This window comes from Bacteroides stercoris ATCC 43183, from assembly GCF_025147325.1.
GTDB classification, from domain to species: domain Bacteria; phylum Bacteroidota; class Bacteroidia; order Bacteroidales; family Bacteroidaceae; genus Bacteroides; species Bacteroides stercoris.
The window spans coordinates 2,035,756-2,059,949 of the sequence record NZ_CP102262.1 but is presented as its reverse complement, the minus strand read 5'-3'; the positions used below and the strand labels follow the sequence as shown (position 1 = coordinate 2,059,949).

The 24,194-nt window shown below is 46.4% G+C and carries 21 protein-coding genes; 11 read left to right on the top strand and 10 right to left on the bottom strand.

Annotation, left to right across the window (positions count from 1 at the left end):
• Positions 1–447 precede the first annotated feature (447 nt).
• The 4 genes from NQ565_RS08270 to NQ565_RS08255 all read right to left on the bottom strand — a co-directional run bounded on the left by NQ565_RS08270 (position 448) and on the right by NQ565_RS08255 (position 4,249).
• On the bottom strand, positions 448–1,083 hold the full coding sequence (locus NQ565_RS08270; protein WP_005654954.1) for a sugar transferase: 636 nt from the start codon (positions 1,081–1,083) through the stop codon (positions 448–450).
• 53 nt (positions 1,084–1,136) lie between these two features.
• The gene (locus NQ565_RS08265) at positions 1,137–1,598 is read right to left on the bottom strand and encodes a UpxZ family transcription anti-terminator antagonist (RefSeq protein ID WP_005654953.1); all 462 of its coding nucleotides are present in this window, start codon (positions 1,596–1,598) and stop codon (positions 1,137–1,139) included.
• A gap of 46 nt (positions 1,599–1,644) precedes the next feature.
• Positions 1,645–2,196 carry a UpxY family transcription antiterminator gene (locus NQ565_RS08260; RefSeq protein WP_005654952.1) on the bottom strand — a complete coding sequence of 184 codons (552 nt, stop codon included), beginning with the start codon at positions 2,194–2,196 and terminating at the stop codon, positions 1,645–1,647.
• Between the two features lie 1,078 nt (positions 2,197–3,274).
• Positions 3,275–4,249 carry a type I phosphomannose isomerase catalytic subunit gene (locus tag NQ565_RS08255; protein ID WP_005654949.1) on the bottom strand — a complete coding sequence of 325 codons (975 nt, stop codon included), beginning with the start codon at positions 4,247–4,249 and terminating at the stop codon, positions 3,275–3,277.
• A gap of 201 nt (positions 4,250–4,450) precedes the next feature.
• Between NQ565_RS08255 and NQ565_RS08250 the strand changes: the two genes are divergently transcribed.
• The 11 genes from NQ565_RS08250 to NQ565_RS08200 all read left to right on the top strand — a co-directional run bounded on the left by NQ565_RS08250 (position 4,451) and on the right by NQ565_RS08200 (position 16,298).
• On the top strand, positions 4,451–5,548 hold the full coding sequence (locus tag NQ565_RS08250; RefSeq protein ID WP_016661310.1) for an aldose epimerase family protein: 1,098 nt from the start codon (positions 4,451–4,453) through the stop codon (positions 5,546–5,548).
• 46 nt (positions 5,549–5,594) lie between these two features.
• On the top strand, positions 5,595–6,905 hold the full coding sequence (locus NQ565_RS08245) for an MFS transporter (RefSeq protein WP_005654947.1): 1,311 nt from the start codon (positions 5,595–5,597) through the stop codon (positions 6,903–6,905).
• A 49-nt stretch (positions 6,906–6,954) separates the two neighbouring features.
• Entirely contained in the window at positions 6,955–8,109 is a 1,155-nt protein-coding gene (galK, locus tag NQ565_RS08240; RefSeq protein WP_005654946.1) for a galactokinase, read from the top strand.
• Between the two features lie 371 nt (positions 8,110–8,480).
• Positions 8,481–10,490, top strand: coding sequence for a transketolase family protein (locus NQ565_RS08235; RefSeq protein WP_005654944.1), 2,010 nt, complete (start codon positions 8,481–8,483; stop codon positions 10,488–10,490).
• 128 nt (positions 10,491–10,618) lie between these two features.
• Positions 10,619–11,056 carry a ribose 5-phosphate isomerase B gene (gene rpiB / locus NQ565_RS08230; protein ID WP_005654942.1) on the top strand — a complete coding sequence of 146 codons (438 nt, stop codon included), beginning with the start codon at positions 10,619–10,621 and terminating at the stop codon, positions 11,054–11,056.
• Positions 11,057–11,321: 265 nt separating this feature from the next.
• Positions 11,322–12,725: a glycoside hydrolase family 28 protein gene (locus NQ565_RS08225; protein WP_005654940.1), complete on the top strand. Its 1,404-nt coding sequence runs from the start codon at positions 11,322–11,324 to the stop codon at positions 12,723–12,725.
• A 379-nt stretch (positions 12,726–13,104) separates the two neighbouring features.
• Positions 13,105–13,380 carry a tetratricopeptide repeat protein gene (locus tag NQ565_RS08220; protein WP_005654935.1) on the top strand — a complete coding sequence of 92 codons (276 nt, stop codon included), beginning with the start codon at positions 13,105–13,107 and terminating at the stop codon, positions 13,378–13,380.
• A gap of 12 nt (positions 13,381–13,392) precedes the next feature.
• Positions 13,393–13,620 carry a 4Fe-4S dicluster domain-containing protein gene (locus tag NQ565_RS08215; protein ID WP_004289820.1) on the top strand — a complete coding sequence of 76 codons (228 nt, stop codon included), beginning with the start codon at positions 13,393–13,395 and terminating at the stop codon, positions 13,618–13,620.
• Between the two features lie 11 nt (positions 13,621–13,631).
• Complete coding sequence (locus NQ565_RS08210; protein WP_005654933.1) at positions 13,632–14,717, top strand: 3-methyl-2-oxobutanoate dehydrogenase subunit VorB; 1,086 nt, start codon at positions 13,632–13,634, stop codon at positions 14,715–14,717.
• 254 nt (positions 14,718–14,971) lie between these two features.
• A complete protein-coding gene (locus NQ565_RS08205; RefSeq protein ID WP_005654929.1) occupies positions 14,972–15,736 on the top strand; it encodes a thiamine pyrophosphate-dependent enzyme in 765 nt (254 codons plus the stop codon).
• A 19-nt stretch (positions 15,737–15,755) separates the two neighbouring features.
• Entirely contained in the window at positions 15,756–16,298 is a 543-nt protein-coding gene (locus NQ565_RS08200; protein ID WP_005654927.1) for a 2-oxoacid:acceptor oxidoreductase family protein, read from the top strand.
• Positions 16,299–16,420: 122 nt separating this feature from the next.
• On the opposite strand, the gene NQ565_RS08195 is transcribed toward NQ565_RS08200, so the two are convergent.
• From NQ565_RS08195 to NQ565_RS08170, 6 genes are all read right to left on the bottom strand, one after another.
• Positions 16,421–18,748 carry a BACON domain-containing protein gene (locus tag NQ565_RS08195; protein WP_005654925.1) on the bottom strand — a complete coding sequence of 776 codons (2,328 nt, stop codon included), beginning with the start codon at positions 18,746–18,748 and terminating at the stop codon, positions 16,421–16,423.
• A 24-nt stretch (positions 18,749–18,772) separates the two neighbouring features.
• Entirely contained in the window at positions 18,773–19,741 is a 969-nt protein-coding gene (locus NQ565_RS08190; protein WP_040315744.1) for a hypothetical protein, read from the bottom strand.
• A 16-nt stretch (positions 19,742–19,757) separates the two neighbouring features.
• Positions 19,758–20,519: a hypothetical protein gene (locus NQ565_RS08185; protein WP_005654922.1), complete on the bottom strand. Its 762-nt coding sequence runs from the start codon at positions 20,517–20,519 to the stop codon at positions 19,758–19,760.
• Positions 20,520–20,556: 37 nt separating this feature from the next.
• On the bottom strand, positions 20,557–21,294 hold the full coding sequence (locus NQ565_RS08180; protein WP_005654920.1) for a hypothetical protein: 738 nt from the start codon (positions 21,292–21,294) through the stop codon (positions 20,557–20,559).
• Between the two features lie 30 nt (positions 21,295–21,324).
• Positions 21,325–21,978 (bottom strand): response regulator, encoded by a 654-nt coding sequence (locus tag NQ565_RS08175; RefSeq protein ID WP_005654918.1) that lies wholly within the window; start codon positions 21,976–21,978, stop codon positions 21,325–21,327.
• Positions 21,979–22,082: 104 nt separating this feature from the next.
• Positions 22,083–23,987, bottom strand: coding sequence for an ATP-binding protein (locus NQ565_RS08170; RefSeq protein WP_005654916.1), 1,905 nt, complete (start codon positions 23,985–23,987; stop codon positions 22,083–22,085).
• Between the last annotated feature and the right edge of the window lie 207 nt (positions 23,988–24,194).

The following is a 24,194-nucleotide window of genomic DNA, read 5'->3' as shown; positions in this document are numbered from 1 at the left end:
AAACTGGCCACCTTAGTAACTTCTTCAGACGGAATGGATACACATACTTACTAAGTTTTTTTGATTACAACTGAAAAAGTCGACGTTATTATAGCTTAATGCAATACGTCATTTTTAGACACTTACAGTCAGAAACCTTTAATCAATAAGAAGAAGTGAAATTGATGGATGAATACAGCACAAAAAGTAATTGCCAACCAAGCACTTGATTTAAATTAGCCACTTTAATCTATGTGATTTAAGTTTGGACAATAAACACTTCCCGCACATGTACTCAATGCGCACCTGTTTATCGTCCATTATCTACTAGAAGAAGCATTTTACATCTTCCTTTATTTTATTTTTTCAACTATTCTTGATTCATCATAAGTGTATCTCTTTTCTCCTACAGAGATACGCTGAATCATTTACACTTTACAATCGCAATACTTTTATATTGTAACATTCTCAGAATTTCTTCCCGAACACAATATTCATAAACGTCATAAAAAGTATCTTGGTATCAAAACCCCAGGAGCGATGCTCCAAATAGAATAAATCATAACGCAGACGACGAATCATTTTCTCCAAAGTATCGGTATAGCCATTGTAAAGTGTAGCATACGAAGTGACTCCCGGACGAATCTGGAATAAATAACGATAACGAGGATCCACCTCCATAATCTGGTCTATAAAGAACTTACGTTCGGGACGGGGGCCGATAAAGGCCATATCACCACAGAATACATTCCAAAGCTGGGGAAGTTCGTCCAAATGATGGTCGCGAAGAAACCTGCCGACTTTCGTCATGCGGGGATCTTTTGCACCGGCGTAGAGAGCAGGGCCATACTTCTCTGCGTCCAGCTTCATGCTGCGAAACTTATAGATATTAAAAGGACGGCCGAACCTACCGATACGCTCCTGCTTGAAAATAGCAGGACCGCCATCTTCACTTTTCACGGCAATATAACAAATCAAAAATAAAGGAGAAAAAACAATAAGCGCACCAAGGGCAAGAAAACAATCACCTATACGTTTCACATTGCGCTCGAAAGCATTCATTCCGTCAGGAATAAAATGATCATCTTTCTCAATTGGTTCCATAAAATAAAAAGTCTTAGTTTAGATAGTTGAATAGTTTAGGTTGGTGAATGAAGTTATTCTATCACTTCATAAGGGTATTGGTTTTCTTCAAAACTCTTTAGCTCTTCTATTATATCCACTTGCTCCAAAGTTAATTCTGCCTTATCCCAAGTGGCAATAATGCTATGAGCTTGCCTTGACAGTTCTTCATCATAAACTTCGCTATAACAATAGACAAGAAGTTGAACTTTGAGCAAAGATGCAGACAGTTTAGGAAGAACTTCCCAACTACGGTCCAATACTCGCTGAATGTATTGCTGCTTATGACCATTATCGTAAATAGTAGCGGCAAAAGCTGCTAAAAGACCAAGACAAAGCTCAGCTTCGGACTCAACAGTCTTGCCGCGAGTGCCATAAAGCTCCAATGCCTGCTCGTAAACTTCACGGTTCAAACGTGTAAATTCGTCTACATAGATAGGACTCCCGTCAAGCCCGTAAGTGAGAAGACGATGGGCTAAGGAAAATAATGAATCCATTAATTTGTGAATTATGATTTGTGAATTATAATGCTTTAAAAAAAGGTTACTCTTTTATGGGTTCTACCAAAGAAGGCGGAATAAAGGTAGTAGCTACAGCCATGACACCCTCTATATTAACCACCACACGACGGTCGTGGCGGATTCGGACAAACTCACCGATTACTCCCTCAAAAACACCACCGGTAATACGTACTTTCTGTCCCTTAACCAAATGCAATTCGGCCGGCTCTACATAAAGAACCGCTTCGTCACAATTGCCTGCCACCAAAATAAAGCTACGCATTTGCGATTCGGGAATTACAACCGGACGACAATGCTCACGATTCATAATAAAACGTATAGGCATGGACGATTCAAGTCTGTCTTTCAAAGTATCTATACGTTTACGGGTAGAGTAAACAAAAACAAGATTGTGAATAGCCGGAAGCAGTTTACGGACGCGCTTCCCCGATTTCATGATATACTCATAACGCATCGGGATGAAATTCTCAATATTCTCGGCATCCAGAATTGCTTTTAACGCTAATTCACGGCTATAAGAAACACGAATCGCAAACCAACAATTACCTCCTTCATTTTCAGCCGGTAATTGCATATCGGGTTTACATTGTAACTCGGATGATTTATTTACTGATAAACGGGACATTAATCTGTGATAATGCAAGATTTGGAATAACATGAAGCCTTGTGAAAAGGGTGTTCTTTAGGGACACCGGAGTAGCGTAATACTTACCGATCAAGTCATGTAATGCAGTTATTTCCAATAGTTTAGTTAGCATTCATATTGTTTTAGAACTTCCTACCATCACGGAAAAAGAAGTAGAAAAACAGTTATGTTAGTTTTTAGCTTATAAAAAGCTGAGAACTAATAATCTAAAAAGAGAAAGTATCTTTTAGACGTTCGTTTAAAAGACACTCTTTTTCATGAGAAGTTCAATAGACGTATTTATATAAATAATAAAGTAATAATGAGGTCTTTTGAAGCGTGGATAATAAATTGATTTAAAGTAATTTGTCTAAAAAATAGTTTCTGCGTGGAAATATTCTTATTAAACATTTTGCCCGTTAAAAAAATAGGTTGTATCTTTGCGCACAATAAACGAACGTTAAAAAAACATTTTCCCTTTTTTGGTATAGTATATTAACGACTATCACATTACCTCTTCATACACCTCTACCAAAGGAAATACATAGCGTGATTTGTTGGTGTATATCACCGATAAAAATGATTTTCAGAATTAATTGTTTTTTCATCATTAATCATTATAAAGCATAAAACTAAGAAAATGATGAAAAAAGTCATAACGGAAGAAAGAAGTTTCGAAAAGATGTTTCCGCTACCCGCCCGGGACATGCCAACAATAAGCAAACGCACAATTATGGCAAACCTATATCCACCTTACTACAAATGAGAATTATAAATTCCAAAGAAATCAATGCTATTTCGCAGTTATCCGGCTATAAAAAATTAAATGGTTGCACATAGTTAAAGAATACACACCACATGCTGTAGTGAAATCGTAGCCAAAAGGAAACATCCTATTACGGCATTTGCCAAAGAGAAGAAAAAGACAGAAGTTTAATATCTGGAAATTAAAAGAACATATCAAAAAAAAGAAGTTAACACCATTGGCTACATGATGTTAACTTCATTACAGTAATAATATCAACTCTTACACGTAAGTCTCAAGCAGTTTCACCCGCTGGCCTTCCGGTACGATTGTTACTTCCTGAACAGCAGCAGGCAAAAGAACCGTTTCGCCGGCACGCAAGGTAATCTCATTCTGATTGTCATCCGTCAGACGGCAAGAACCTTCCACACAGATAAAAATAACAAAAGAATCCAGTTCCGAATAATCACAAGTAATCTCTTCCGTCATGTCATATACAGAAGTAGTGAAATAAGGACTCGCTACCATCTCAACGGGTTCATTCTGTACACGTTCGTATTCGGTACGGAAATCGTCTTGCACATCGGAAAAGTTAATGGCATCCATTGCCTGACTGGTATGCAATTCGCGGGATTTACCGTCCTTATCCTTACGATTGTAGTCGAAAATACGATAAGTTATGTCGGAAGTCTGTTGAATTTCCGCAACGAATGCTCCGGCGCCAATGCCATGTACACGGCCAGCAGGGACGTAAAACACATCTCCCGGCTCTATGGCACAAGTTTGAAGCACTTCGGCAAATGTTCCATTGTGCACCCGGTCTTTATATTCCTTCGGAGTTATCTCCTCGGCAAAGCCGGAAATCAATTTTGCACCTTTATCGGCAGCAATGACATACCACATCTCATTTTTACCGAAACTGTTATGGCGTTTCTTTGCAAGTTCGTCACCCGGATGCACCTGAATGGACAAATCCAGCTTTGCATCAATAAACTTTATCAGTAGCGGGAATTTATTTCCAAACCGTGCATAGTTCGCTTCACCCACCAACTCTTCTTTATATTTACGAACCATTTCGGGTAAAGTATACCCTTTGTCCGCACCATTGGCAACTACAGATTCACTACCTTCTACTGCTGAAACTTCCCAACTCTCACCTACATTCGGCAGAGTTTCATTCAAGTGTTTGAATGGGATAATCTTGTCGCCACCCCAAAGTGTCTGTTTCAGGATGGGCTCAAATTTTAGAGGATACATTTGTTGTTTTTAATTAGTACAATTCAATACTGTTACAATACTTTTTAGATTAACGCGACAAACATACAAAAAATATCAATTTGTATTCTAATTGTCAAACGCTAAACTTTCATAAAATGTTCCCCATATTTCCTCTCAATTACTTGGGGGAACAAAAGAATTTCTCTTTATTTGCAAGAAAATTTAAATAATACCATGAATATGACAGACACTACTCCGACAGAAAGTAACTTGTCCGGTTTGGACAGAAAAGACTTTCAAAAGAATATAAACAGCAGGAAAACAGATTTATATATCCTCAAAAATGCTCAGGGCATGGAAGTGGCGGTAACCAACTACGGTTGTGCAATTCTTTCGATTATGGTGCCCGACAAAAACGGAAAATTTGCCAATGTCATTTTAGGACATGACAGCATAGAACACGTAATAAACAGTCCCGAACCTTTCTTGAGCACCACGATAGGCCGTTATGGAAACCGAATTGCCAATGGGAAATTCACTTTATATGGCGAGGAACACCAATTGACTGTCAACAACGGTCCCAATTCACTGCACGGCGGACCAACCGGTTTCCATGCCCGCGTATGGGATGCGGTTCAGCCCAATGAATCGACCGTCATTTTCAATTATACGTCTGCCGACGGTGAGGAGGGCTTCCCCGGTACTTTAGAAGTAGAAATGACATATCGTCTGGAAGATGAAGCAAATGCCTTGGTTATAGAATACCGGGCCACAACCGATAAAGCTACAGTTGTAAATTTAACCAATCACGGTTTCTTTAATCTCGCTGGTATTTCCAACCCCTCACCTACTGTTCTGAATAATATCCTTACCATCAACGCCGATTTCTATGTACCTATTGATGAGGTATCTATTCCTACGGGAGAAATCCTGAAAGTAGAAAATACACCTATGGATTTCCGTACTCCCCATGCCATCGGCGAGCGTATTGACGATAAATTCCAGCAACTGGTAAACGGAGCCGGATATGACCATTGCTATGTATTGAATAAAGCGGAAAGCGGTGAACTGAGCCTTGCCGCCACTTGTACAGAACCCGTAAGCGGGCGCACAATGGAAGTATATACTACAGAAAACGGCCTGCAACTTTATACGGGAAACTGGCTGGGAGGATTCACCGGTGCTCACGGGGCAACATTCCCCGCAAGAAGCGCTGTATGCTTTGAAGCACAATGCTTCCCCGATACTCCCAATAAGGCACATTTCCCATCGGCAGTATTGCTCCCCGGAGATGAATATCAGCAGATAACCATCTATAAGTTCGGTGTACAAGAATAAAAGAAATAACTAACCTGATTATAAACTTAATAAACAATTATTAACCATGACACAACAAAAACAGAATGGGAATATCGTTGCCATTATTGTGATGATTTTCTTATTTGGTATGATTTCATTCGTAACCAATTTAGCCTCACCAATGGGTGATATCCTGAAATTTCAATTCGGAGTACCTAATTGGATGGGAACTCTCGGCGTATTTGCCAACTTCATCGCATATGCAGTAATGGGATATCCGGCAGGTAATATGTTGCAAAAAATGGGATATAAAAAGACTGCACTCATTGCCATTACAGTAGGATTTATCGGTGTGGGTATCCAAACGCTTTCAGGAGTAGCGGGCAGTTTCGGCATTTATCTGTTGGGAGCATTCATTGCCGGTTTTTCCATGTGTTTACTTAATACGGTAGTAAACCCGATGCTCAACACACTTGGCGGTGGCGGTAACAAAGGTAACCAGCTTATCCAGCTCGGCGGTTCGTTCAATTCATTGGCAGGAACCTCCGTTATCATTCTTACGGGTATTTTAATACCTTCCATTACCAATGCAAAAATCAGTGATGTGTTTCCATTGATGTATGCGGCTCTGGCTATTTTTGCATTCGCATTCATTGTCATCTTCTTCTCCACTATTCCGGAAAAAGAAAAGCAGGAAGTTAAAATCGACACCACTCCTTCTCAGTATGGTCCTTTATCATTCCGTCATTTCATCTTCGGAGCAATCGGTATCTTTGTATATGTAGGTATTGAAGTCGGTGTACCCAATGTTCTGAACAAATGGTTACAAAATCCCGACTTGGATGTACTGGGTGTAAATGGAGCAGGAGCAGAAGCTATCGCCGGTTCAGTAACAGCAACCTATTGGTTACTGATGTTGGTGGGTCGTCTCATCGGCGCCAGTATCGGCAGTAAAATATCAGCAAAAGCCATGTTGGGCACAGCTTCCGTTATAGGTATATTCCTGGTTATCTCTGCCATGTTTGCACCAACCGATCTCATGGTAAACATGCCGGTATTCAAGAACAGTGCCGAAGAAATGTTCGGACTTGTCAATGTACCTGTCAACGCTATGTTCTTGGCGTTAGTCGGACTCTGTACATCCATCATGTGGGGCGGTATCTTTAACCTTGCAGTAGAAGGACTGGGCAAGTACACGGAAAAGGCTTCCGGTATTTTCATGGTACTTGTATGCGGTGGCGGTATTCTGCCGTTGTTACAAAATGCCATTGTCGACTGGAATGACGGAATCGGCTACTTAACAAGCTACTGGTTGATTGTAGTGGCTCTTGCCTACCTGCTTTATTATGCGCTGATAGGTTGCAAGAATGTAAATAAAGACATTAAAGTTGATTGATAATACATATTATAGGTAATTAGATTTATTCACCTTAAAAAACAATATCATGGATATAGAATACGTAAGAAGCCGTTTCATCAAGCATTTTGACGGAACAACAGGAGCAGTCTATGCTTCTCCGGGACGCATTAATCTAATCGGTGAGCATACCGACTACAACGGTGGTTTTGTATTCCCCGGCGCAATTGACAAAGGTATGATTGCGGAAATAAAACCGAATGGCACAAATACAGTAAAGGCCTATTCCATTGACTTGAAAGACTACGTAGAGTTCGGTTTAAATGAAGAAGACGCTCCCCGCGCCAGTTGGGCAAGATATATTTTCGGTGTATGCCGCGAAATGATTAAACGCGGTGTAGAAGTAAAAGGATTCAATACCGCTTTTGCAGGCGATGTGCCTCTGGGTGCAGGAATGTCCTCTTCCGCAGCTTTGGAAAGCACTTATGCTTATGCGTTGAACGATCTGTTCGGCGACAATAAAATCGACAAATTCGAATTGGCCAAAGTTGGCCAGGCTACGGAACACAACTATTGTGGCGTCAACTGCGGTATTATGGACCAATTCGCTTCCGTATTCGGCAAGAAAGGCAGTCTCATCCGTTTAGATTGCCGTTCATTGGAATACCAGTACTTCCCGTTCGAGCCGAAAGGTTACCGTCTGGTACTGGTAGATTCTGTGGTAAAACACGAACTTGCTTCGTCGGCATACAATAAACGTCGCCAAAGTTGCGAGGCTGCTGTTGCCGCTATCCAGAAGAAACATCCGCATGTAGAATTCCTGCGCGACTGCAACATGGAAATGCTTGAAGAAGCCAAAGCCGAAATCAGTGCAGAAGACTTTATGCGTGCAGAATATGTGATTGAAGAAATCCAACGCGTACTCGATGTTTGCGATGCTTTGGAGAAAGGCGATTACGAAACGGTAGGTCAAAAGATGTACGAAACACACCAGGGCATGAGCAAACTGTATGAAGTAAGCTGCGAAGAACTCGACTTCCTGAACGACCTTGCTTTTGATTGCGGTGTAACCGGTTCGCGCGTAATGGGCGGAGGATTTGGCGGTTGTACCATCAACCTCGTTAAAGAAGAGCTTTATAGTACTTTCGTTGAAAGAGCCAAAGAAGAATTCAAGAAGAAATTCAACAGAAGTCCGAAGATTTACGATGTTGTAATCAGCGATGGTGCACGCAGATTGGAATAAAAATAATTCGATTTATAATAAAAAAGACGCTTTCTGTGAAGAAGGCGTCTTTTTTATTAAACCGACCTTCCTGTCATCTATACCGGACAAACTCCTCGGCAGCCGGTATTGTTCCATTTCCGGCAGAGAAATAAATAACTCCCAACAACGACAACACACCTCGTTTACCTTCCGGCAGACAATCCTAAACCCACCAGTCAGCAGTGAACAGTTATTGTATTCAAAACAGGAAGCAGGTTATACAGGCAAGAAAAAAGAGCAGCTTTCTATATTGTAAATTGCACATAAAGAGTTATCTTTGTCCTGGTAAAACAACAAGCAAGAATTCAATTCACTTACAGAATATTCAAATAACAATTATATTTTATAATATGAACGACAAGAAACTTATGAACCTTGCAGCGGACAACATCCGTATCCTTGCTGCTTCTATGGTCGAAAAAGCCAATTCCGGACACCCCGGTGGCGCTATGGGCGGTGCCGACTTTGTGAATGTACTCTTCTCCGAGTTCTTAGTGTACGACCCCGAGAACCCCGCGTGGGAAGGTCGCGACCGTTTCTTCCTCGACCCGGGACACATGTCGCCGATGCTCTATTCCACATTGGCGTTGGCAGGCAAATTCACATTGGATGAGCTGAAAGAGTTCCGCCAATGGGGCAGCCCCACTCCGGGACACCCCGAACGCGACATTATGCGCGGCATCGAAAACACTTCCGGTCCGTTGGGACAAGGACATACCTTTGCCGTTGGAGCAGCCATCGCCGCCAAGTTCATGAAAGCCCGTTTTGAAGAAGTAATGAACCAGACGATTTACGCCTATATCTCCGACGGGGGCATTCAGGAAGAAATCTCACAGGGTGCAGGCCGTATTGCCGGTGCGCTGGGACTGGACAACCTCATCATGTTCTATGATGCAAACGACATCCAGCTTTCCACCGAAACGAAAGATGTAACCATCGAAGATACAGCAAAGAAATACGAGGCATGGGGCTGGAAAGTCATCACAATCGACGGTAACGATGCAGATGCCATCCGCAGCGCACTCAACGAGGCTAAAGCCGAAGCTGAGCGTCCTACGCTGATTATCGGTCACACCGTAATGGGCAAAGGTGCACGCAAGGCAGACGGCAGCAGCTACGAAGCCAACTGCGCTACACACGGTGCTCCTTTGGGCGGCGACGCTTATGTAAATACAATCAAGAACCTGGGCGGTAACCCGGAAAATCCGTTCACTGTCTTCCCGGAAGTAGCCGAGCTTTACGCCAGACGCGCTGCCGAATTGAAGGGCATCATGGCAGAAAAATATGCCGCCAAAGCCGCATGGGCAAAAGCCAATCCCGAAAAGGCAGCCAAACTGGAACTGTTCTTCTCCGGCAAGGCTCCCGAAGTGGACTGGGCTGCAATCGAACAGAAAGCCAATGTCGCTACACGTGCCGCATCGGCTACCGTACTCGGTGCTCTCGCCACTCAGGTGGAAAACATGATTGTGGCTTCCGCCGACTTGTCCAACTCCGACAAGACCGACGGCTTCCTGAAAAAGACCCACTCCTTCAAGAAAGGCGATTTCAGCGGTGCATTCTTCCAGGCAGGCGTATCGGAACTGACAATGGCATGCTGCTGCATCGGTATGGCGCTGCATGGCGGCGTTATCCCCGCTTGCGGAACATTCTTCGTATTCTCCGACTACATGAAACCAGCCGTACGTATGGCTGCCCTCATGGAAACTCCCGTAAAATTCATCTGGACACACGACGCATTCCGCGTAGGCGAAGACGGTCCTACGCACGAACCGGTGGAACAGGAAGCTCAAATCCGCTTAATGGAAAAGCTGAAAAACCACAAGGGGCATAACTCCATGCTGGTACTCCGTCCTGCCGATGCGGAAGAAACAACCGTAGCATGGAAACTTGCCATGGAGAACATGTCTACCCCGACCGCTTTGATATTCTCCCGTCAGAACATCGCCAACCTGCCTGCAGGCAATGATTACAGCCAGGCAGCCAAAGGCGCTTATATCGTAGCCGGTTCGGACGAGAATCCGGACGTTATCCTTGTAGCTTCCGGTTCCGAAGTAGCCACGCTGGTGGCCGGTGCAGAACTGCTGCGCAAGGACGGTGTCAAGCTGCGCATCGTATCTGTTCCGTCCGAAGGACTGTTCCGCAGTCAGGCTCCGGGCTATCAGGAGAGCGTGATTCCGGCAAATGCAAAAGTATTCGGTCTGACCGCCGGCCTGCCCGTTACGCTGGAAGGCTTGGTAGGCGCCCACGGTAAGGTTTGGGGATTGGAATCGTTCGGTTTCTCCGCTCCTTACAAAGTGCTGGACGAAAAGCTGGGCTTCACAGCAGAAAACGTGTACAAGCAAGTAAAGGCAATGATTTAATAAAACAACAGTAAAATAATGATAGAGTAATGAGGCGATAAGGTAGAAAAGCCTGCACATGCTGCACTACATCGTCACCTCATTGCTCTATCGTTTTTTCACATTATCACTCTATCATTTTATTTTATATGAAAACTATTGGACTTTGTTCCGACCACGCCGGCTTTGAACTGAAAGAGTATGTCCGCGGTTGGCTGGAAGCCAAAGGCTGGCCTTACAAAGATTACGGAACCTACTCCACCGAAAGCTGCGACTATCCCGACTTTGCCCATCAGCTGGCGCAAGCTGTCGAAGCAGGCGAATGCTACCCGGGAATTGCTATCTGCGGCAGCGGAAACGGCATCAACATGACGCTCAACAAGCATCAGGGCATTCGTGCGGCTCTTTGCTGGACTGCCGAAATTGCTCATCTGGCACGCCAGCACAACGATGCCAATGTCCTTGTCATGCCGGGACGCTTCATCGGCACGGAAGAAGCGGATATGATTATGACCGAATTCTTCAACACTTCGTTTGAGGGCGGACGCCACCAGCGGAGAATAGACAAGATACCGGTACAGGGATAACCCTCGGATTCAAGGAAGCCCTTAACCGGTTGTTTTCATCCCGTGAGACGGAATTATTCGCCCTGCGAGATAAAGAAAATCATCCCGCGAGACGATTTATTTCATCTCACGGGATAATTTTTTTTCGTCTTACGGAACGGATTTTTCTTCATCTCAGTCAATTATTACACCCTTTCAATCAAAAACTAACCTCTGTCACCGGAAGAGTTTTCCTACTTTTGCCTGCGCAATCTATTTACCATTTAAGAACATAAAAGAAAAACGCATGAAGAAAGTAATCGGAATCATCTCCCTGCTTCTATCGGTAACCCTGGCCACCGCCAATCCGATAGACTTTGACAAAGCCTTCAAGGAAAGCGCCAAAATTGAAAAACAAATCAAGCGGACCTCTTTCCCCAAACGTACCTACCTCATCACAGACTTCGGTGCACAACCGGATACGCCGGATGAACCTTGCCATGAGGCTATCAACCGGGCCATCCTGACATGCAGCCTGAACGGCGGCGGAACGGTCGTAGTACCTAAAGGGACTTTCCATACTGGTCCCATCACCCTAAAGAGCAACGTAAATTTTCATGTGGAAGAAGGAGCCGTACTGAAATTCTCCACCGACCAGAGCCTTTACTTCCCTGCCGTCATCACCCGTTGGGAAGGTCTGGACTGCTACAATGCCCGCCCGCTGATATATGCATACGGCGAAACCAACATCGCCATCACCGGCAAAGGGACAATCGACGGTCAGGGTTCCAACGAAACCTGGTGGCCGATGTGCGGCGCTTCGCGCTACGGCTGGAAAGAAGGCATGGTGGCCCAACGCAACGGCGGACGCGAACGTCTGCTGATGTACGGGGAAACATCCACGCCGGTATACAAGCGTATCATGAAACCCGAAGACGGCATGCGCCCGCAGCTCATCAACCTCTATTCCTGCAACACGGTACTGATAGAGGATGTAACCCTGCTGAACTCTCCGTTCTGGGTTATACACCCGTTGTTTTGCGAAAGCCTCATCGTACGTGGCGTGCACGTATTCAACCGTGGTCCCAACGGAGACGGCTGCGACCCGGAATCCTGCAAAAACGTACTGATAGAGAACTGTACCTTCGATACGGGCGACGACTGCATAGCCATCAAATCCGGCCGTAACCAGGACGGACGCAAGTGGAACATTCCCAGCGAAAATATCATCGTGCGCGGCTGCTTCATGAAAAACGGTCATGGCGGCGTCGTTATCGGCAGTGAAATATCCGGCGGCTACCGTAACCTGTTCGTTGAGAACTGCCGCATGGACAGCCCCGACCTGGACCGCGTAATCCGCATCAAGACCAGTACCTGCCGCGGCGGACTGATAGAGAATGTATTTGTACGCAACGTCACCGTCGGCCAATGCCGCGAAGCCGTACTGCGCATCAACCTGCAATACGAAAACCGGGAAAAGTGCAATCGCGGCTATGCCCCTACCGTGCGCAACGTACATCTCAAAAACGTGACTTGCGAGAAGAGCAAACTCGGTGTACTCATCATCGGACTTGATGATGACAAGCACGTTTATAATGTAAGCGTGGAAGACAGCCGCTTCAATAACGTCAAGGAAGGTAAAAACCGGATTAGCGGAGCAAAAGATGTCACGTTCAAGAATCTGTACATAAACGGGGAACTTGTGAAATAACCGGTCTCCCCCGACAATCCCTGCTAAAATAAAAGACCGAAGAAGTATATTCCATCTGCACATTCATCAGGAGAACATCCCTTTGTCCTGCTTTGCATCGTAATGAATCAAAGCCGGAACAAAGGGATTGTCATATCTCCCAATCCCCCGGCATTTGCTCCCGAAACGCCCGGAGTTTACTCCTGAAAGACCGGGCATTCCAATAGAAAACACCCGGAATATGGGAAGCAAATGCCGGGAGTTTCGGAAGCAAATGCCCGGAATAAGAAAAGACAAGATACAACCGTCTCCTTATTTTCTTATTTTTCACAGTAAAGATGCCTCTCATCTTCAAATAAAAACTATCTTTGTATTTAAATAATCCGGAACTCAGAACGATATGGAGCAATTAAACACCATAAAAGAGCTTATCAGTCAGGGAAACGTAGAGCAGGCCATTCTGTTGCTTGACGAACTGCTTCAGACCGATTTCCCGCAAAAAGACGAAGCCTATTATCTCCGGGGGAACGCATACCGCAAACAGAGCAACTGGCAGCAAGCGCTGAACAACTACCGCTATGCCATCGACCTCAATCCGGACAGCCCCGCCCGGCAAGCCTATAACATGGTAATGGATATTCTGAACTTCTATCACAAGGATATGTACAATCAATAAAAAACGTAAATTATGGCAAAAATCAAAGGAGCAATCGTAGTAGACACCGAGCGTTGCAAAGGCTGCAACCTGTGTGTTGTGGCTTGTCCGCTCAATGTAATAGCCCTCACCAAAGAGGTGAACGTGAAAGGGTATAACTATGCCCACCAGATATTGGAAGATACCTGTAACGGATGCAGTTCATGCGCAACTGTATGTCCGGACGGATGTATCTCGGTTTATAAAGTAAAAGTTGAATAAATAAGAAGAATATGGCAGAAGAAGTTGTATTAATGAAAGGAAACGAAGCCATCGCCCATGCAGCCATCCGCTGCGGCGCCGACGGATACTTCGGTTACCCTATTACCCCCCAATCAGAGGTATTGGAAACACTCGCCGAACTGAAACCGTGGGAAACCACCGGTATGGTAGTACTTCAGGCAGAGAGTGAAGTGGCAGCTATCAATATGGTATACGGTGGCGCCGGAAGCGGAAAAATGGTAATGACCTCTTCGTCCAGCCCCGGTGTCAGCCTCAAGCAGGAAGGTATCTCCTACATTGCAGGAGCCGAATTGCCGTGTCTGATTGTAAATGTAATGCGCGGCGGTCCCGGACTGGGAACCATCCAGCCAAGCCAGGCCGACTATTTCCAGACCGTGAAAGGCGGCGGCCATGGCGACTATCGCCTTATCGCCCTTGCCCCCGCTTCCGTACAGGAAATGGCGGACTTCGTAAGCCTGGGCTTCGAGCTTGCCTTCAAGTACCGCAATCCGGCTATCATCCTTGCCGACGGCGTAATCGGACAGATGATGGAGAAGGTAGTTCTTCCCGCACAGAAGCCGCGCCGCACGGATGCCGAAGTTATCGAGCAATGTCCGTGGGCCACTACCGGCAGAACCAACGGCCGCAAGCCCAACGTCATCACTTCTCTGGAACTGAAACCGGAAGAGATGGAGAAGAACAACATCCGCTTCCAGGCCAAATACAAAGAAATCGAAGAGAACGAGGTACGCTTCGAAGAGATTCACTGCGAGGATGCCGAATACCTGATTGTAGCTTTCGGCTCCATGGCGCGTATCGGCCAGAAAGCCATGGAAATGGCGCGTGAAGAAGGCCTCAAGGTCGGAATGCTTCGCCCCATCACTCTGTGGCCGTTCCCAACCAAAGCCATTGCCGCATATGCCGACAAGGTAAAAGGCATACTGGTTACCGAGCTGAATGCCGGACAGATGATTGAGGATGTCCGCCTCGCCGTAAACGGTAAGGTGAAAGTAGAGCACTTCGGACGTCTCGGCGGCATCGTTCCCGACCCGGACGAGATTGTAGAGGCGCTTGCCAAATTAAAAATCGAGGGTTGAGAATCAAGAAGTCTCAGCCAACTCTATTTTTATTTTTTATTTTTAATCCTCAACTCTCAAATTAAGAAATGAATCCTGACAAAATAAGAAACGTACTGAATATTCTCTTTCTGATACTTGCCTTGGCATCTATCATCGTGTACATTGTAGCAAGGGACGATTTCAAACTGTTTATATACGTTTGCGGCGCAGCTATATTTGTAAAGCTTATGGAGTTTTTCATACGGTTCACCAACAGATAAGGAGAAGTGATTATGACAAAAGAAGATATTATCAAACCCGAAAACCTGGTTGCCAAGAAACCGACTCTGATGAACGATAATCCCATGCACTACTGCCCGGGATGCAGCCACGGCGTGGTTCACAAACTGATTGCCGAAGTAATCGAAGAAATGGGACTGGAAGATAAGGCCATCGGAATCTCCCCCGTGGGATGTGCCGTGTTTATCTACAACTATATAGACATCGACTGGCAGGAAGCCGCCCACGGACGTGCTCCAGCCCTTGCCACCGCCATTAAGCGCCTGTGGCCGGACCGTCTGGTATTCACCTATCAGGGCGACGGCGACCTGGCATGTATCGGTACGGCCGAAACCATCCATGCGCTGAACCGCGGTGAGAACATCACCATCATCTTCATCAACAACGCCATCTACGGTATGACCGGCGGACAGATGGCCCCCACTACCCTTGTGGGCATGAAAACCTCTACCAGTCCTTACGGACGTGACGTACACCTGCACGGTTATCCGCTGAAAATGGCCGATATAGCCGCCCAACTGGAAGGTACGGCATACGTAACCCGCCAGAGCGTAGATACGGTTCCCGCTATCCGCAAGGCAAAGAAAGCCATCCGCAAGGCGTTCGAGAACTCCATGGCAGGCAAGGGTTCCAACCTCGTGGAAATCGTTTCCACCTGCAACTCCGGCTGGAAGATGTCTCCGGAGAAATCAAACAAATGGATGCAGGAGCACATGTTCCCCTTCTATCCATTGGGTGACTTGAAAGATAAACAATGATGCTAAAAACAGAAGAACAATGAAAGAAGAAATCATTATAGCAGGCTTCGGCGGACAAGGCGTATTGTCCATGGGAAAGATTCTGGCATATTCCGGACTGATGGAAGGCAAGGAAGTTACCTGGATGCCGGCCTACGGACCGGAACAGCGTGGCGGTACGGCAAACGTTACCGTAATCGTGAGCAACGAGAAAATCTCCTCGCCCATCCTGAGCAAGTATGATGCGGCTATCATCCTGAACCAACCTTCATTGGAGAAGTTCGAGAGCAAAGTAAAGCCGGGCGGCATACTTATCTACGACGGCTACGGCATCATCAACCCGCCTACCCGTAAGGATATACACATTTACCGCATCGACGCCATGGATGCAGCCAATGAAATGAACAACGCAAAGGCTTTCAATATGATTGTGCTTGGCGGACTGCTGAAGATTGCTCCCATCGTAACGCTGGAGAACGTTATCAAGGGATTGAAAAAGACACTCCCCGAACGTCACCACCACTTGATACCCATGAATGAAGAGGCTATCAAACGCGGTATGGAGCTGATTAAAGAGGTCTGAAAAAACAGACCGTCCGTTTGAGGTAAACAGATGGTCTGTCAGCCCCGAACGGACGATGCGTTCAGTATAAACGGATGATGTATTTCAAAGCGATACATCATCCGTTTTTCATTGCCCTCATATCACCAATGGTCAGGCATATCGGAATAGTCTGTCAGTTTTGTGCAATCTCCGAAGCAACGTACATATTCTTGCAGTGCAACGAACTCGGTCGAGTAGTCTCCGCGTTCATACAAGTGTACCTTTTTATTACCTATCACGGTATAAGGCGATTCGCCCTCTACGTTCAATGAACCGCTAAACGCCGATTTCACATTCATAAGTTTCCGGTTATTATCAAAGAGCATTGCGGGAATAGCCGTCAAAGCCGTACAACTCGAGAAAGTGCCTTCCACCTGCTCCAGTCGGGAATTCTGCCCGAACAGATTATCGGGAAGTGACGTCAGCGCTTTACATCCGGCAAATGCGTAAGACATGTCCTCTGCAAGCGGGCAACCGGCAAACAGAGTTTCCGGAACGGCCTGCAAGGACTCGCACTGCTGAAACACGCCCAGCCCGCCTCTGTGACTGCTATCGCGCAGCCAATTCATACCGAAATAAAGAACTTTGTCGCAGTTGGCAAACAGAGTCGGCGGAATGCTCTTCAAACTTGTACACTGGCTGAAAGTACCCTCAAATGATGTCACCTCCGTATTATCGGCAAAGAGGTTTGCGGGGATACTCTCCAAAGAAGTACACAGAGCGAATGTGGTGGAAAAATTCGTCACAGCCTTACATCCGCTGAAAAGGTCTTCGGGTATCTGCCTGAGCAATCCGCACTCTATAAAAGTCCGCTGGAAAGAAACGGCTTTCGTGCAATTCTTGAATAATCCCGCCGGAATACTCTTCAGGTTTTTGCAATCGCCGAACGTATAGTCAAAGCTGGTGGCATTTACCGCATATTTAAAGAAATCATCGGGAATGGACTCGATAGCCGTACCGGTAAAACTACCGCCATAAGGCTCCACGCCGAAGTGCTCCATGCCCCGGAATGCACCTTCCGTATCGGCAGCTATCGACTTCAAACTGCTAAAGCCGGAAAGCATAATCCGTGTCAGTCCGGTATATCCCCACTGCTTGATTGACAGCAATGTGTTTTCTCTTGCTTCGCGGACATCCGCCACCAGGTCAAGCGAAGTGAGTACACCCGAAAAACGCACTTCATACGTGGTGGCAACGTTGGTTTCATATTGATGACTGACCCCGTACATATTCCAGCCTTCCACCTTCTCTACCGTGCCGTCTCCCCAGTCGACCGTACCTTTCAGATAATCATCACAGAAAGGCAGGTAAACCTTAAAGTCGTTCGCCCTATTGGCACTTACCTCCAGCACCAAATCATGCCTGCTCTCCTGCACGGCAGTTGTGGCAGTTTCCATCATGTAAGCGCCCGCAGCGTCTCCGGCACTATGAACCGGAAGCATGTACAGGTAATAGGTCGTAGCAGGAAGCAGACCGTCAAAATTCAGGGCAAACTCCTCCGCCCCGTCGGACAAGGAAAGCTCTTGCGACCGGTTGCGGTCGGCAAGAAACTCTTCCACTTCCTTTTCCGACCGCAGCCGGGTGTCCGAAAGTCCATAATACACATGGTGCACCTGACCGTTTGTCCCAAACCGGAACACCAGTCCGCCTACTTCCGACTGTGTATCGAGCAATTGACACACGGCTCCCCGTTCCTGCCTCAGCACTACAACAGCCAACTGCTCATTGTCGTGCGTCATAAAACGCAGAATGTTCCTCCGTTCCTTATCCAAAATGTTTGGGAACACCTCCAGTTCCAACTGGCTGTTTTCATCCGGAGTGCACATCAATGCCCCTCGAATGGCGGCAACGTATTCCTCACCCTCTTCTTCACCCGGCAACTCCAGCGCTATCGCAGGCTCTTCCATCAGATTCGATTTGAAGTTTACGAAGAAGCGACCGGAAGCCACAGCAGGCAGAACCACCTCTTGCTCTTCTACCGTCACATACGGCGCTTCACCATCATAAGTAGGCTCCTGGTTGACGGGGACATCACCCGATTCAGTAACCGCCTTTTGCTCTATTGTAATGGTAATGCTGCTTCCGCATGTTATCCTGATATAAGCCTTGCGGTCGGCACCCGTATAATTCCTACGGACAAATACGGTTATCGTATATTCGCCTGCCGCATTGCCGCTATACTTGTCGAGAGTGACCCAACTCACACTGCTTCCTTCCGCTTTGGTAGATGCCTCCGTCACCTCCGCAGTCCAAGCACCGTCTGTCGTGAAATGTATGTCGCCATCGGTAGTCGTTTCGTCAGCAAAGACTGTCTGACCGGAAGCCGTACCTTCTATAAGACGTATGCCGGAGTTTTCTTCCTCTTCCGTACAACCCGCCAGCATACAGATACAGACCAGAAAAATAAAAAGTTGAAGTTTGTTCATCATTCCATATTTATTACTGTTAATCAATTAATTATAAGGACAAACTCCCGTATCGCGCATCTTGCATCTGGAGTTTGTAATCTTGCATATCCCCCTTCCGTTGATTACATCATCGGTCAGATTTTCACAAGTCACTTTATACTTGCCTTTTCCTCCCGAATTTCCGGTAGCGGAAAGGACTATATAAAGAATGAGCAGCGCAATTGCCACGAATATCAGAATCCAGGTGATAGTGAACACCGCATAGGTAGTCAATACCATATATCCACACCGCCATGCAATCTGTTTTCTGCCTTCGGGTGCGGCACTGTGTATCTGATACCAGGCATAACCGATGAGGGCAAGCACGGATATGCCCACCAGCCAGCCGATTACCGCCTCACCGTCCGAACCCCAGAACTGCGACAGTACGGCAACCACACCCAGCACAGCACCTATCCAGTAATAGCTATTCGACTCCGGCACAACGTCCACTCCGGACATCTCACGGAGATGCTTGGGGACGAAACCGTTCCATTTCGTAAAAGACAAGATTACCGCCACAAAAGACAAGATGACAAGCAACAGCAAACCGCCGAACAAACCTGCCAGGTTTACCGCTACGTCGTAGAACAGTCGCCACCTTTCCGCTCTCCTGTTTTCCGCACGACTGCAACGCACGATACGGCGTATCACGCGCCAAACCGGATACACCAGCGTCAACGCTACAAACGTACCTGCAAACCAATACATCTGTGTATCCGTAGGCGTCTTATCTATAAAAAGCCCCACGCTGCAAAGCAGACCCACCATCATCATTACAAACCCCAGCACCCCGGTTACAATCAATGTGCGGAGAGAACGGAAGCTGAATGAGGATACAATCTCCGTACCTGCCTTCTTATTGAACCAACCTTTTACTTTACCGAACCTCAAAAACAAAAGACATGAGAAAACAAAGCCGAACAGACCCAATATTTGAGAAAGCAAAGCCAATAATACGATTATAGTTTCCATAATACCTTGTCTATTATCATTCGTAATAAGTAATGCTACGTTCCGCAATGCCATAGGGCTGTCCGTTAAGGGTTATCACCATGCGTGTCCAGTTGCCCCGGTCGTCCGTTTCCGGATAATCGTAAGACACCTTATTATCATCGGAAGATACGCAGGTTTCCAGCCAGCCTTTTTCGTTATAGGTATACTCCTTTACGGTGAGATAATCGTCCATCTCGCTGTAAGCGGACTCTTTCAGCACACGCCCCAAAGCATCTTTCACAACATAATCGCGTTCCGTATCACCATGCTCTATGCAATTGCCATCCACGTACTCTGTCTTTGAAGCATCCACCGGATACTCATTGGTAGTCTTGTCGCCGCCGATATACATGTCTTCGATTGTACTTGCCAGCTTGCCGTCCCGATAAACATATCTGCGGTCGGTTAGCAGTTCACCGTTCTGAAAGAGTTTCTCATTGCTGACATTCCCGTCCCGATAGGCATAGACCGTAATGTATTTGACGGCGTCCACCACACTCACCACAGAATCGAGCTGCCCGGCAGCATTATAAATCCGGGTATCTTCTTTCGGAAAGAAATCCGTTTCACGATAAGAATCCGGTTTGCCGTCCTTTACTGTTTCATTGCCCTGGGACTTCGCGTTGTAAATCAAGGTTTGCACCTTATGCACTTTACCGTTCAGTCCTTCTTTGTCCGTACCGTTGCCGTTTTGTGTGGATACGCCACCACAGGCTGCCAGCACAATAAGTGCCGCCGCCATTAAAAACCTGTTCATAGTTGTTTGCCTTTAAGATTAAAGAAGTTTGTTTCTATCAGAAGCCGTAAGCCTGCTTACGTATAGCCATATAATCTTTCTCTGCCAGAAATACAATCTTGGCAAATTCCGTAAAGTCGTAGGTATGGCAGTTGATGTACACCGGAGCTCCTTCGCTATGGCAAGGTACGCCGGCTTGAACCATCTGTCCGGGAGCATATTCGGCTTTCAAAGAGCTGTTATAAGAATTACCGTTGAAAGGGTTCAACTGTCCGAGTTCAATCAAATGGTCGTTGGCCTTCATCAAGGCGAAATACAGACGGGTATCTTTCAGCGGATATTCGCCTTCGGCACATTGACGTTTGGTTTCACGTACTACAATATCCCGTTTGGGAGTGACCGTAACCCTCACAATTATACTGCCCGCCTCTCTGCCGACATGATATTCCGCCACCTTAGCACCCGTTATCTGAAAATCAGGGTAAACATCTCCCGTACAGACAATTTCACGTCCGACAAGTTTCTCGCCTTCTTCCGCCGCCTTCTGATAACTCTTGGCAGCATATTCATCAAACTCTTTCAGTTTCTTCTGATACCGGTCCAAATCATCCTCCTTACGCAAGCTTTCGTCCAATGCTTTTTTCTTGGCAGCTACTTCTGCAAATATCGCAGGCACACGGCCCAAAGGCGCATCGCTACTTGCAGCCGAACCCGAAGCGACTCCACCGCCGCATGCCGACAACACAACCAGTCCGCAGAACATTGCGGATAAAGTTATAACCGTAAACTTTTTCATACTATTGAATTATTTAAATGAGTAATGTTGTCAGCATTTACGGATAGGGATTATCCCTTTGGAGATAGCTGTCATAATGAGGTCGGCCACATTACGTGCATCCAGCTTGTCCATCAGATGACGGCGGTGCGTATCAACCGTATTGGTAGAGACACAAAGTTCCTGAGCTATTTCCTGCGTGTTCTTGCCCTCGGATATCCGTTTCAGTACATCAAGTTCGCGCAAGGTCAGTTCCTCACGCCGCCCTTCGTCCGAACGCCGCATCTGTGCACGCACATGCTCGGCATAAGGGCAATAGTAAGTTCCGCCATCCAGCACCCGGCGAATGGCTTCGGCTATTTTCGTAGAATCGATGGATTTAAACAAGATACCGTCTACTGCACTCTGAATCAAATCTTTGATAAACCAGATTTCTTCGTGCATGGTGTTGACAATGATGCGTGCCCGCGGGTCTTTCTCCCGTATCCGCACAATGATGTCCATCCCGGATATGTCGGGTAGTTCCATATCCAGCACGAAAAGATTGAAACGTTGAGATGCGATAAGATGCAATGCCTCCTGTCCCGACGATGCAGTACATACGTTTTTTATTTCCGGTAGCGAACATTCTACTATCCGCTTCAAACCTTGAAGCACCAAATCATGGTCATCCACCAACAAAATGCGTATATCTCTTTCTTTCATCAACCTATCTTTGTGTTCTGAATTATGTTGCAAAGAAATAGCATTTATCAATATGCGGCATCATCAAAAATAGTGATTTTACTCTCCGGCATACCGGTTTTCCATTAAATGGATAACGATATTTCAAGCTTGAACTTTTGGCTTCTGTCCTGAATATCCGTGGTAAACAAACCACCGACAGCTTTGGCGCGTTCTTGAATGGTAGTAAGCCCGATGCCCTTTCCCCGCACCTCGTCACCACAGTAGTTTTTACCGTTATTTGAAATTTGCAGAGTCAGCAACTTCCGTTTCAATGTAAGAGTCACATCTATCTCCGTCGCTCCGGAATGTTTCAGGATATTGGACAGCAATTCCTGCATGATGCGATAAACTTCATAAGACACCTCTTCGGGCACTTGGCTCCATTGAATCTCTTCATTTTCCTTACTGAACGCAAGTTGCACCGACGCAGGAAAGGCAAGCCCTTTCACATAGGCCTCCACCGTCTCGGCAAGGGTAGTAACCTGGAACTTAGGCGGCATCAGTTCGTGAGAAATACAGCGTACATCGCTGCGCACCTGCTCCAGCAGAGCCAGAATCTCCCGTTTCGATTCGTCCGTAGGCTGCATGTACTGCATATTCATACCGATACCAAGCAGGTCGTTGCACACACCGTCGTGCAAATCCTTGGCAAGGCGCGTACGTTCGCGCTCCAAACCGTCTATATAGCTTTGGGCAAGTTTCAATTCCTCCTCTTTCCTGATGCGCTTACGCCGGAAGACATAATAGGCAGCCAGCAGCAGGAAAGCAGAAGAAGCCGCCACTGCCGCCACACTCCATTGCATCGTCTTAGCTTTCTGTTCCAAATGCTGCTGAGTGAGCCGCGCTATCTCAAGTTCCTTTTCCTGGTTCTCGTATTTAATGGAGAGTTCCGACAATTCCGTCTCCACCTCTGCTTTATGCAGGCTGTCTGCCGTATGATAGGCCTTTGCGTAATACTCCATAGCTTCCGGATAGTTTTTCATTCTGGCATAGTTGCGTGCCATTCTCTCAAAAAGCCGGTCTACGGGAGTCTGCGAACTGCTGTCCCTCGCAGCCAGCATCCGTTTCTGGATATGCAGGCTCTCGCCATAGCGTCCCATTTTAGTCAGTATGTCACACAGACTTTCATGATACCCCTGCACCTCGGCATTGGTAGCGGGCAGTCCTGCCGCCACTTTATCGCCTTCCGCCATGTAATGATTGATGGAGTCGCGATTGTCCAGCCTGTAATAGGCACTCAACAGATACGCTATGATTTTCAGTACGAATCTCGGCTTCTGCTGCTCCCGTGCTTTGGCAAGTACGGGATAAAGCAGTTGGGCAGCTTCCGCATAATTTTCCCTCAGCGTGAAAATACTTCCCGCCGTAGCGGCAGCATACATCACCATGTCCATGTCATCACTCTTCTCCGATGCCTCCAACGCTTTCCGGATGTAATATTCGCCTTCTTTCAGCCGGGCGGTGTTCGTATAGAGAATGGCTATACTCGTCAGCAACTGTGTCCGTTCATCATAAGCCTCGCGATTATCAAGCAACGCCAATGCCCGGTTATAGCACACCAGCGCCGAATCGGGCATCTCCTTTCTACGGTATATCACGCCGACAGAGGAAAGCACGGAAGCTATCTCGACCTCGTCCCAATGCAAACGTCCGGCTTCTTCGAGCACAAAACGGAAACGCTTTAACGATTCGTCCAACTGCCCCGAAGAAAAATAAGCGTCTGCCAGATTATTCAACAGGTAAAGGTAAGGCTCGGCTTTATCCGTTGCGGCATATTTCAATCCCTGTTCGCAATAATACCGGGTACTGTCCGCCTGGCGATAGGCGTAGTATTCTCCCAAATGACAATAAGCCGCTGCAATGCTGTCGCGGTTCTTCTGACTCATGCCGCGTGCCAGCTCTTCCCGGCAAGCCTGCAACTCCGCATCTTGAGCGTATAAACAAGGATAAATTATAAACATCCCCAAAAGGACAAACAATGTTTTCATGTTATAAGATATGGATTTTAAGTATATATAAACAGTCTTTGACACCCACTCACCACAAAGGTAACAATTCATCATAATATCTGCGCAAATATAAATAACCCGGCACATACAATGCTCCATTTACAAGAAAAAACATTCTTTCCATCTCATTTTTATCGTCAAAAAGAAAGAGATTGCCTGTAAACGCCGAATGTAAAAAAGAAGCAA